The following is a 10,741-nucleotide window of genomic DNA, read 5'->3' as shown; positions in this document are numbered from 1 at the left end:
GTGCAACCCGGCCAGCTCTTCATCCCACACCTGAAGCCGATCAAGAACATCGGCAGCGCCAACAACGTGATCCACACCTCATCAACGAACAGCACCCCAACAAGTCACACCAAGTGCGGCTGCCGTATTAGGGGCGGGGGCTAGGACGAAGTCGGGTCCGGGGCCTGAGCGCGCGAGTGTGCTGGCCGGAGTCGGCGGCGGGTGCCTCAATCAGTCTCGCCGACGTGGAACTCCTTGCGGGCGGCGACGTATGTCGAGACTGTCCAGCACACCGCTGTCGCAGCGATCACCAACACCGCCGGCAGCAGCGGCAGCCGTGGGGCCTGGTCGCTCGGGGTGATGCCGCGGATGGCGGCGTTCACCGGCGAGCCGGCGGCCACCAGGACCGTGATGGCCAGGATGCCGGCGATCGGGATGGCCCAGGTGGCGCGCACCAGGAGCGGCGGGTTGCACAGTGCCCCGACCCCGCTGCCGGCCAGGACGCACAGTGCCATCGTGAGCAGGCCTGCTGTCAGCGCCGTCGTGGGGTGGATGCTGCCGACCGCGGCCAGCATCCCCGCCGCGCCGCCAGCTGCCAAGACGAAGCCGACGATCGTCGCCGCAGCCAGGGCTGCGACGTGCGGACGCCGCGGGCCCACGGCTCCGGCCACGCAGTGTCGCGCGGCCTCGGGCTCGGCGGTCAGGGCGGCGCGCGTCAGCCAGGCCACCGACGGGACCAGGCCCGCGCCCGCGTAGCCGAGTGCTTCGCCGACCTTCGCCGAGCCCTGTGTTCCGATGCTGACGATCGCCGCGTAGAAGATCGTCGCCGGGAGCCAGCGGCCGGAGCGCAGGAGGAGCGCGACGTAGTAGCGGATCAGTGCCGGCATCAGGACTGCTCCTTCGCGCGGATCTGTGTGGTGGCCTGCGATACGGCGACGATGTGTACCTCCGGTCCGAGGGCCAACAGATGCCTCAGGACCTCGTCGGAGAGCGCTTCATCGACCACGATCCGGTGCAGGCCTTCGCGCTCCGAAGAGATCTCGGCCGCCGACGGAAGCGAGATCCCTGCCACGACACCGGCGACCTCGATCGCGACCAGCCGAGCCGCAGCCGCCCCGGCCTCCGTAAGCCCTGCCCCAGCGAGCCCCGCGAACTCCTCACCGGCCGCGTGCAGCGCCCCGTCCCGCACCACCCACCGCTCGTCCGTGGCATCCGCCAGCCGCGTCGCGTCGTGGTCCACGAACACCACGCACGCCCCGCCCCGAGCCCGCTCCCGCACCACCGCCGCCAGCTCGTCGCGGGCCGCGACGTCCAGCCCGGTCCACGCCTCGTCCAGCACCAGCAGCTCCGGATCGCCGAGCAGCGCCTGCGTCACCGCGATCTTCTGCGACGTCCCCTTCGACAGCTCCTTCATCGCGGTCCCGGCGAACTGCGCCGCCCCGAACCGCTCCAGCCACCGCGTGCCCTGCGACGCCGCGACGCCCCGCATCCGCGCGTGGTGCCGCAGGTACTGCGCCGCGGTGAACGGCAGCGCGGGCGGGAACCGCTCCGGCACGTACCCGGTCGACGGACGTCCGCTCACCCGGCCGCTGGACGGCTCCGCGATCCCCGCGACCACCCGCAGCAGCGTCGACTTCCCGCTGCCGTTGCGTCCGTGGATCCGCACGACCCGCCCCGGCCGCAACTCCAGCCGCACGTCACGCAGCACCCACGGCCCGCCGATGCGATACCGCTTGCCGATCCCGTCGAGAAGCACGCTCCCAGTCTGCCTTCACCGACCGCTGTGATGCCCGCGCAGCCCGACGACCGTGGCGATGACGCCGGCGGCCGCGATGAAGCCGCCGATCATCAGCGGCCCGTCATAGGTGTGCGGGGGAGCGGCCAGCGCGAGCAGCGAATAGTGCACGTTCCACACGATCCCGGCGACGAACGTCAGAAACCCCGCCAGGGCAAGCTGTTCAGAGTGCTTCATGGCCGTCCCACCCCCGATCAGAACACTCACTTCTCAGGATGCCCGCTCACAGCCCGGTCCATACCACCGGGCCACCGGCTGGAACCACCCGCCGTAACCACCCGCCGTAACCACCGGCCGACCGGCTACACCACCAACCGCAGCTGCCGCTCCGCCGCCCGGATCCGCACCGTCTGCCCCCACCCCAAAGACAGGCGGTCGGCCTCGATCCCGTCCCCGAACACCACCAGCGACTCGCCCTCGATCCGCACCGTCAGCTCCGCGCCGTCCGGAAGCAGCCCCTCCGTCAGTGCGGCCCCCGTCGTCGGCGACGGCCACGCCTCCCGCACGAACCACCCCAGCTCCGGATCCGTCGGCCCCGGCAGCGCGATCTGCCGCGCCCGCTGCCGGGCGATCGACAGCAGCCACCCCGTGGCCCCGGTCCCGGACCCCACCAGCAGCCCCGACGACGAGTGGTGCTCCTCCTCGCCCTCCGGAGTGCTCAGCAGGTACCGCGCGGACTGATGCCCGGAGTGCCCGAGGTAGACCTCGTTCAGCGCCAGCAGCGACTCCCCGTCGTCGGTCGCCGCCGACACCATCGTGCGCGCCTCGACCTGTGCCCGGCCGGCGCCGATCCCGGCGAGCAAGGACTCGAAGTCCTTGGGGGAGTGCCGCACCAGCACCCCCACGTTCCGGCCGGGATCGGGGTCGATCCCGATCACCGGCTGGCCGTCCAGGTACTTCGCGGTGTTGGCGACCAGGCCGTCCTGGCCGACCACCACCACGACGTCCTCCGGCTCGAACAGGAACCGCGGCAGGTCGGCCCGCTCGACCGTCCCGCGGCGCCACTCCTTCGGGATCGTCGCGGAGACCGCCTGCACCGCGCCGCTCAGCATCTCGTGCCGCTTCTTCACCGACGACAGCGAGACCCCGCGCCGCTTCTGCACGAACTCCGCCTGCCCCCACGTGCCCTGCTCGGCGACGATCTCGTCGCGCTCGCTGTGCCGGTGCACGACGACCACCCGCGGCGCCACGGACATCGCTCAGGACTCCGCGCCGTGGGAGGCCTCGCCCGCCCCGTTCGCCAGCCTCGACAGCAGCCCGGTCACCATGTCCGGCGTCAGGTTGACCGTCCCGATGTCCGGCAGCTGCCCGGCGAACTCGCGCAGCGCCAGCGTGAACAGCACGTTGCGATCCAGCCCCGCGTACGCCGCCAGCTTCGCCGCCTCGTTCTCCGCCTGTGCCGCACCGACGGCCCGCAGGTCCTCGACGTTGGCCGAGGAGCGCGTCCGCAGCGCGTCGGCGTCGGCCTCGGCGACGATCCGGGCCCGCTCGGCGTTCGCCGCGGTGGCGATCCGCGCCCGCTCTGCCTCGCCCTCGGCCGCGATCCGGGCCCGGTCCGAGTCGCCCTCGGCGGCGATCCGCGCCGCGGCCGCCTGCTCGGTCGCCCGGCGGCGCGCGTTCTGGCCCTCCTGCGCGACCAGGTTCTCCTCGCGCATGGCCAGCTCGATCTTGCTCTGCAGCTCGTTCTCGGTGATCGCGCGCTCGCGCTCGACCGCCAGCGCCCGGCGCTCGAACCCGGCGCGGTCCGCCTCCTGCTGGATCAGCTCCCTGGTCGGGGTGCGCAGCGCGCGCTCCACGTCGGCCTCCGGCTTCACCGCGACCACCCGGACGCCGATCACGCCGATGCCGGTCTCGGCCAGGCGCTCGTCCGCAGCCAGGCCGCCGGCCACCCGCTCCTGGACCGCGGCGGTGCCCGAGGCGAGCGTCTCGGCCAGCTCCAGGGTGGCCACGAGGGTCAGCGCGTGCTGTTGCGCCAGCTCCGTGAGCAGCGTCGCGACCTGCTCCAGCGGGGTGGCCCGCCACTGGCCGGTGAGCGGGTCGACGGCGAAGTCCAGGCGGCGGGTGGCCACGGCCGGGTCGACGAAGCGGTAGGTCATCGAGGCCTGCACGGCGACGTCCTGGAAGTCCTTGGTGCGCGCGTGGAACAGCATCGGCAGTTCGCGGTCGTCGACCGGGACCTCGGCCAGCACCGCGCTCAGCGGCCGGAACCAGAACGCCTGGCCGGTGCCCTCGTGCGCGACCTTGCCGCGCCGCATGTGGACCACGTGGTTGGTCGGGCTGCCGCGGAAGTGGCTCAGGAACAGCCGCTTGGTGATGTCCGCCATTTCTCTCCCCCAAGAAATTCGAAGCTCTGTCTCGCAGGAGCAAGACGCTGAGACGGTAGCCCCTCGGACCTTTTATCGTCAAGCTGACGAGAAACGGGCCGGGCGGCGTCGGGAGACTCAATATCCGCATACTCGACGGGCTGGCCGCCGCGCGGCGGGGAAACGTCCGCGTCCTTGAGTCCGGGCGACGCCCCGACCTGGGGGTGATCATTCCGACGGGTGACATCGGCCCGACTATCGGCTAAGAATCCTCAAGTCCGCCGGTGGTGCGGCCGACGACAACAACATGAGCATTCCTACACACATGACCGGGACCGTCGCGCCCGTCGACACCCTTCCCGCCGCGCCGTCCCCCGTCGCCAACACCCTGGCCGCCGCGGCCGGCGGCACCATGACCGACTCCTACCTGTCCCTGCGCGCCGGCACCCAGGCCCGCGGGCTGCACGGCCAGCTGGTCCAGCAGCTCGGCCGGATGATCGTGGCCGGCGAGCTCGGCGCGGACCGGCCGCTGGTCCCCGAGGAGATCGGCCGCCGCTTCGAGGTCTCTCGTACCGTGGTCCGCGAGTCGCTGCGGGTGCTGGAGGCCAAGGGCATGGTGACCGCGCGGCCGAACGTCGGGACCCGGATCCGCCCGGTCCCGGAGTGGAACCTGCTGGACCCGGACGTCATCGAGTGGCGCGCGGCCGGGGTCGCGGGCCTGGACCAGTGCCGCGAGCTGGCGGAGCTGCGCTGCGCCTTCGAGCCGCTGGCCGCGCAGCTGGCCTCGGGGAGGCTCTCGGAAGGCGCCGCGGCCCGGCTCTCGGAGCTGGCCGTGCTGCTGAAGCAGGCCGCCGCCAACGGCGACCAGCCCGGCTACGCGAAGGTCGACGGCGAGTTCCACGCGCTGCTCGTGGCCGAGTGCCCGAACCGGATGGTGGAGCACCTGGCGCGGGTCGTGACCGGGGCGGCCGAGAGCGCGGGGATGCGGCGCCGGTCCTGCGGGCCGATGGGCGACGCCGGCGCGGCGGCGCACCAGCGGCTGGCCGACGAGATCGCAGCCGGCGACGGCGCGGCGGCGGCCAGTGTGATGCGTGCCATGCTCGCGGCTCAGTTGGAGGAGCACACTCCGGCCTACGGGCTGCCCGGACAGCGCGGACAGTGAACAACCGGTGATCGACCGGGCCCGGTCGCGTTACCGGGATCTGGTTGAGTGGTGCGCGGCACCGCCGCCTCGGGGGACGCTGAGAGGCGTTCTGTAGGCGGTGCCCGCCGATTACCCGGTATCCAGTCCCCGGGGAATACATCGGCGTGCCACAATGCTATGTCGCGTGCAATGCGGAACGACCGGGTGCGACCGGCCGGATCCGCGGCGCGATCGGAATCTTCCACACGAACCCGACACAGAGCAAGACGGTCCGCGTACCTTGCGGGCTGTATCCCGGCTCACGTCGGAAGCGGGTGGTTGCCATCCAGTAGCGAGAGGGTTTTCGTGTCGGCCAGCACTTCCCGTCCACTGCCCGCCGAGATCGCCGAGTCCGCCCACCTCGTGGCGCTCATCGAGCGGGGCAGGGCACAGGGACACATTGCCGCAGACGAGGTGCGGCAGGCCTTTGAAGAGGCGGACATCCCGATGGCCAAGGCCAAGAGCGTCATGCGGGCCCTGACCACCGTACTGCACGAGGAAGGCGTCGACCTGACGGTCAACGCCGCGCAGAGCGCCGGGGTCACGCGCAAGCGCGTCGCCGCGGCGAGCAAGACGGCGGCCAAGAAGACGACCACGGCCACCGCGGCCAAGGCGACCACGGCCAAGAAGGCCGTCGCCAAGCCCGCGGGCCCGGCCGTCGCCGCCGCCAACGGCGCGTCCGAGGACGCGGACGCCGAGGCCGCAAAGGCCCCGGCCAAGAAGACCGCGGTGAAGAAGACCGTGGCGAAGAAGACGACAGCGGCCGCCGACGGCGAGGCCGAGACCGGCAACGGCCCGGCCAAGAAGGGCGCGGCGAAGAAGGCCGCCCCGGCCAAGAAGGCCGCGTCCGGCAAGAAGGACGGCGACGAGGACGGCGACGAGGCCGAACTCGAGGAAGACGTCGACCTGGAGCTGGAGCTCGACGACGAGGAGGCCCCCGATCTGGAGGTCGCCGCCGTCGCCGACGAGGAAGGCGAGGAAGCCTCCGAGACCGAAGGGGCCGCCCCCGGCGAGGACAAGGAGGAGGGTTTCGTCCTGTCCGACGACGAGGACGACGCCCCCGCCCAGCAGGTCGCCTCCGCCGGTGCCACCGCGGACCCGGTGAAGGACTACCTCAAGCAGATCGGCAAGGTCCCGCTGCTCAACGCCGAGCAGGAGGTCGAGCTCGCCAAGCGCATCGAGGCCGGCCTGTTCGCCGAGGAGAAGCTGAACGACGGCGAGCCGCTGACCCCGGAGTTCCGGCGCGAGCTGGACATCATCGCCGAGGACGGCCGCCGGGCCAAGAACCACCTGCTGGAGGCCAACCTCCGCCTGGTGGTCTCGCTGGCCAAGCGCTACACCGGCCGCGGCATGCTGTTCCTGGACCTGATCCAGGAGGGCAACCTCGGTCTGATCCGCGCGGTCGAGAAGTTCGACTACACCAAGGGCTACAAGTTCTCGACCTACGCGACGTGGTGGATCCGTCAGGCCATCACCCGCGCCATGGCCGACCAGGCGCGGACCATCCGCATCCCGGTCCACATGGTCGAGGTCATCAACAAGCTGGCCCGCGTGCAGCGCCAGATGCTCCAGGACCTCGGGCGCGAGCCCACCCCGGAGGAGCTGGCCAAGGAGCTGGACATGACGCCCGAGAAGGTCGTCGAGGTCCAGAAGTACGGCCGCGAGCCGATCTCCCTGCACACCCCCCTCGGCGAGGACGGCGACAGCGAGTTCGGCGACCTCATCGAGGACTCCGAGGCGGTCGTCCCGGCCGACGCGGTGTCGTTCACCTTGCTGCAGGAACAGCTGCACTCGGTCCTCGACACGCTCAGCGAGCGGGAGGCCGGCGTGGTGTCCATGCGCTTCGGCCTGACCGACGGCCAGCCCAAGACGCTGGACGAGATCGGCAAGGTCTACGGCGTCACGCGCGAGCGGATCCGGCAGATCGAGAGCAAGACGATGTCCAAGCTGCGGCACCCGTCGCGGTCGCAGGTGCTGCGGGACTACCTGGACTAGGGGTCTGGAGTCCGTCGGCACCGGATCGGTTCGCGACAGATCGGTTCGCGACAGATGGGTCCGCAACGCTGAAAGTGCGGCCGCCCCGGAAGGGGCGGCCGCACTTTCGTTGTGCGGTATGTGTTCCGTCCGTCACATTCAGAAAGCGATCGGCTACGGCTTGTGACCGTCGCCGCGCTTCGCCGTGTGACTCAGCTCACAGCGAAGGCCCCGGCTTCCATCCGGAAGCCAGGGCCTTATCGCAAGCAGTAGCCGTTATCGGATCGTCCGTCACAGGTCTACATGGTCGGGCCGGGCAGAACGGGCACTGTGGCTCAGTGCTCGTCCTCAGCTGCGGCGACGGTGGTCTTGGTCTCCGCCTGCGTCAGCTTGTCCGAGAAGTCGTGTATCTCGATAGCCACCTTCGACAGGCTCTCCTGGTACTTCTTGCCGTGGTGGGCGCAGAAGAGGAGCTCGCCGCCACCCAGGACGACGCGCACGTAAGCAGCGGCACCGCAGCGGTCGCAACGGTCGGAGGCCTTGAGCGGCTCAGTCGGGGTCAGTACTGCAGTGGTCACGGTCGCACCTGCTTTCTGTGTGGTACCCGGAACAACATCAAAGCAGGCGTTCGGTGTTCCCGCGCTAGTGATTCGGCGTCGAAAGCGTCACGTTCGCTCAGAGCGTACGCGGAAAGGGTGCGAACCATGAGGAAACTCAACGTTCGGTGTCGGTCCCGGCACGATGCGTGAGCCTCCTCCCATCAGAGTGTTGCGCCGGTCACATGGACTCGCCGGGGGGAAGCTGCCGGTACGCTGGCCCTGCCGTCGCTACCATTGATGCGAAACTGTGTTCGAGTGACGTGAGTCGATCTTGAGGTCGGTCCCGGCGACCGACGAGGGAGAGGTAGGTCCGCAAGTGAGTGCGCAAGGCAGGCCCGCGCCGTCCGCCGACAAGGACGGCTCCTACACCGCGCGGCACCTCCTTGTCCTCGAGGGACTCGACGCGGTCCGCAAGCGACCGGGCATGTACATCGGCTCGAACGACGGCCGCGGTCTCATGCACTGCCTGTGGGAGATCATCGACAACTCGGTCGACGAGGCTCTGGCCGGGTTCGGGGACAAGATCGAGATCATCCTGCACAAGGACGGCTCGGCCGAGGTGCGGGACACCGGCCGCGGCATCCCGGTGGACGTGGAGCCCAAGACCGGCCTGAGCGGCGTCGAGGTCGTCATGACGATGCTGCACGCCGGCGGGAAGTTCGGCGGCGGCTCCTACGCCGCCTCCGGCGGCCTGCACGGCGTCGGCGCCTCGGTGGTGAACGCCCTGAGCTCCCGGGTGGACATGGAGGTCGACCGGGCCGGCACCGTGCACGCGATCTCCTTCCAGCGCGGCGTCCCCGGGGTGTTCGACGGCGACGGCCCGGAGGCGAAGTTCAAGGCCGAGTCCGGGCTGCGCAAGGTCGGCAAGGTCTCGCGGGCCAAGGGTGCCTCCCCGACCGGCACCCGGACCCGGTTCTGGCCGGACCGCCAGATCTTCCTGAAGGACGCCGAGTTCACCCTGGAGGACCTGCACGCCCGGGCCCGGCAGACCGCGTTCCTGGTGCCGGGGCTGACCATCGTCGTCGTCGACGAGCGCGAGGGCGGGCACGACGAGGAGGTCTTCTCCTTCGCCGGCGGCATCTCGGAGTTCGTGGAGTACCTGTCCCCGGACCGCCCGATCACCGACACGCTGCGCTTCACCGGCTCCGGCAAGTTCACCGAGACCGTGCCGGTGCTCGACGAGCAGGGGCACATGACCCCGGCGGACATCGAGCGCGAGCTGTTCGTGGACGTGGCGCTGCGCTGGGGCACCGAGTACGACACCGTGATCCGCTCGTTCGTGAACATCATCGCCACCCCCAAGGGCGGCACCCACCTGGTCGGCTTCGGCAAGGGGCTGCTCAAGGCGGCGAACGAGCAGCTGCGGGCGGCCAAGCTGCTGAAGGTCAACGACGACGACGTGATCCGCGAGGACGTCTTCGAGGGGCTGACCGCGGTGGTCACCGTCCGGCTGGCCGAGCCGCAGTTCGAGGGCCAGACCAAGGAGGTCCTGGGCACCCCGGCGGCGAACCGGATCGTGGCCCGGGTCGTGGACAACGCGTTCAAGGAGTTCCTGACCTCGGCCAAGCGCAACGACAAGCCGATGGCCCGCGGCGTGCTGGAGAAGATCGCCAACGCGGCCCGGACCCGCATCACCGCGCGCCAGCACAAGGAGGCGCAGCGCCGCAAGAACGCGCTGGAGACCTCGGCGCTGCCGGCCAAGCTGGCCGACTGCCGCTCGGACGACGTGGACCGCTCGGAGATGTTCATCATCGAGGGCGACTCGGCGATGGGCTCGGCCAAGGCCGCGCGCAACTCGGAGTTCCAGGCGCTGCTGCCGATCCGCGGCAAGATCCTGAACGTCCAGAAGTCCTCCGTCGCCGACATGCTGAAGAACGCCGAGTGCGCGGCCATCATCCAGGTCGTCGGCGCCGGCTCGGGCCGGTCGTTCGACCTGGACCAGGCCCGCTACGGCAAGGTGATCCTGATGGCCGACGCCGACGTCGACGGCTCGCACATCCGCTGCCTGCTGCTGACGCTGTTCCACCGGTACATGCGGCCGATGCTGGAGGCCGGGCGCGTCTACGCCGCCGTCCCGCCGCTGCACCGGATCGAGGTGATCGGCGCGGGCCGGGCGAAGAACGAGTACATCTACACGTACTCGGACAACGAGATGCGCCGCACGGTCGCCGAGCTGCTGAAGAAGGGCAAGCGGATCAAGGAGCCGATCCAGCGCTACAAGGGCCTGGGCGAGATGGACGCCGACCAGCTGGCCGAGACCACGATGGACCCCCGGCACCGGACGCTGCGGCGGATCACGGTGGCCGACGCCGAGTCCGCCGACAAGGCCTTCGACCTGCTGATGGGCAACGACGTGGCACCGCGCCGGGAGTTCATCATCAACTCGGCCGCGGTCCTGGACCGGTCCCGGATCGACGCCTAGCGATGGCTGCGGGCGGGGGGCCGGCGGCGCCGAGCACGGTGCTGCCCGCCGGGCGCGCGGCTGTGTGCCGCGCGGTGGTGGGGTGGTTGACGGCGGCGGGTGCGCCGGCTGTGGCAGTGGCTGACAGCGGCTCGGGTGCCGGCGCGGGCTCGGGCGGCGGCGCGGGCGGTGGTGCGAGCGGTGCGGCTGGTGCCGGCGCCGGGCTGCCGCGGTTGCTGCTGGTGACCGGGCCGAGGGGCTCGGGGAAGACGTTCACGCTGGCGTGGGCGGCTTCGGAGCTGGCGGTGCTGGCTGAGGCCGCCGACGACGAGCGCTTCGCATGGGTTTCCGCGCGCGGGCTGACGCCCCGGGTGTTGGCCTGGCAGTTGGCGGGTCAGCTTGGCGTGACGGTCGGGGATGCCAAAGGGCTTGCCGCGGCTATCGCCGGGCGGTTGCGGGGGAGCGAGCAGTCTGGCGACAAGCCCGGGACAACCGGCGGGCTCGGGG

The 10,741-nt window shown here is 70.9% G+C and carries 9 protein-coding genes and 1 pseudogene; 4 read left to right on the top strand and 6 right to left on the bottom strand.

All coding sequences use genetic code 11. The features are described from left to right. Positions 1 to 206: 206 nt before the first annotated feature. From GWK61_RS48890 to GWK61_RS48870, 5 genes are all read right to left on the bottom strand, one after another. A complete protein-coding gene (locus GWK61_RS48890; RefSeq protein WP_194920428.1) occupies positions 207 to 866 on the bottom strand; it encodes a hypothetical protein in 660 nt (219 codons plus the stop codon). Then, positions 866 to 1,735 (bottom strand): ATP-binding cassette domain-containing protein, encoded by an 870-nt coding sequence (locus GWK61_RS48885; RefSeq protein ID WP_194920425.1) that lies wholly within the window; start codon positions 1,733 to 1,735, stop codon positions 866 to 868. Before GWK61_RS48885 ends, GWK61_RS48890 begins: the two co-directional genes overlap by 1 nt. Before the next feature lie 15 nt (positions 1,736 to 1,750). Continuing rightward, positions 1,751 to 1,951 carry a hypothetical protein gene (locus GWK61_RS48880; RefSeq protein ID WP_194920423.1) on the bottom strand — a complete coding sequence of 67 codons (201 nt, stop codon included), beginning with the start codon at positions 1,949 to 1,951 and terminating at the stop codon, positions 1,751 to 1,753. 125 nt (positions 1,952 to 2,076) lie between these two features. Continuing rightward, a complete protein-coding gene (locus tag GWK61_RS48875; RefSeq protein ID WP_194920421.1) occupies positions 2,077 to 2,970 on the bottom strand; it encodes an NAD(+)/NADH kinase in 894 nt (297 codons plus the stop codon). A gap of 3 nt (positions 2,971 to 2,973) precedes the next feature. Beyond that, complete coding sequence (locus GWK61_RS48870) at positions 2,974 to 4,098, bottom strand: SPFH domain-containing protein (protein WP_194920419.1); 1,125 nt, start codon at positions 4,096 to 4,098, stop codon at positions 2,974 to 2,976. Between the two features lie 286 nt (positions 4,099 to 4,384). Here GWK61_RS48870 and GWK61_RS48865 point away from each other — a divergent pair, with 286 nt between their 5' ends. After that, positions 4,385 to 5,239, top strand: a complete 855-nt coding sequence (locus GWK61_RS48865; protein WP_194920418.1) for a FadR/GntR family transcriptional regulator — start codon at positions 4,385 to 4,387, stop codon at positions 5,237 to 5,239. 327 nt (positions 5,240 to 5,566) lie between these two features. Then, complete coding sequence (locus GWK61_RS48860) at positions 5,567 to 7,255, top strand: RNA polymerase sigma factor (RefSeq protein WP_323748106.1); 1,689 nt, start codon at positions 5,567 to 5,569, stop codon at positions 7,253 to 7,255. Positions 7,256 to 7,569: 314 nt separating this feature from the next. Here GWK61_RS48860 and GWK61_RS48855 read toward each other — a convergent pair whose 3' ends face one another. Beyond that, on the bottom strand, positions 7,570 to 7,812 hold the full coding sequence (locus GWK61_RS48855; protein ID WP_194920416.1) for a DUF7455 domain-containing protein: 243 nt from the start codon (positions 7,810 to 7,812) through the stop codon (positions 7,570 to 7,572). A 337-nt stretch (positions 7,813 to 8,149) separates the two neighbouring features. Here GWK61_RS48855 and GWK61_RS48850 point away from each other — a divergent pair, with 337 nt between their 5' ends. Both GWK61_RS48850 and GWK61_RS48845 read left to right on the top strand, forming a co-directional pair. Further along, on the top strand, positions 8,150 to 10,255 hold the full coding sequence (locus GWK61_RS48850) for a DNA gyrase/topoisomerase IV subunit B (protein ID WP_194920415.1): 2,106 nt from the start codon (positions 8,150 to 8,152) through the stop codon (positions 10,253 to 10,255). 110 nt (positions 10,256 to 10,365) lie between these two features. Then, positions 10,366 to 10,741 (top strand): annotated as a pseudogene (locus GWK61_RS48845) (hypothetical protein); the annotation flags it as partial.

The sequence above is a fragment of the Catenulispora rubra genome (genome assembly GCF_015356825.1).
Taxonomy (GTDB): Bacteria; Actinomycetota; Actinomycetes; order Streptomycetales; family Catenulisporaceae; genus Catenulispora; species Catenulispora rubra.
The sequence above is the reverse complement of the archived record's forward strand: the minus strand, read 5'-3'. Positions and strand labels throughout refer to the sequence as shown.

Coding starts and splice junctions, on each gene's coding strand:
- GWK61_RS48870 (WP_194920419.1), bottom strand. CDS start 4,098: ATGGCGGACATCACCAAGCGGCTGTTCCTGAGCCACTTCCGCGGCAGC.
- GWK61_RS48890 (WP_194920428.1), bottom strand. CDS start 866: ATGCCGGCACTGATCCGCTACTACGTCGCGCTCCTCCTGCGCTCCGGC.
- GWK61_RS48880 (WP_194920423.1), bottom strand. CDS start 1,951: ATGAAGCACTCTGAACAGCTTGCCCTGGCGGGGTTTCTGACGTTCGTC.
- GWK61_RS48865 (WP_194920418.1), top strand. CDS start 4,385: ATGAGCATTCCTACACACATGACCGGGACCGTCGCGCCCGTCGACACC.
- GWK61_RS48875 (WP_194920421.1), bottom strand. CDS start 2,970: ATGTCCGTGGCGCCGCGGGTGGTCGTCGTGCACCGGCACAGCGAGCGC.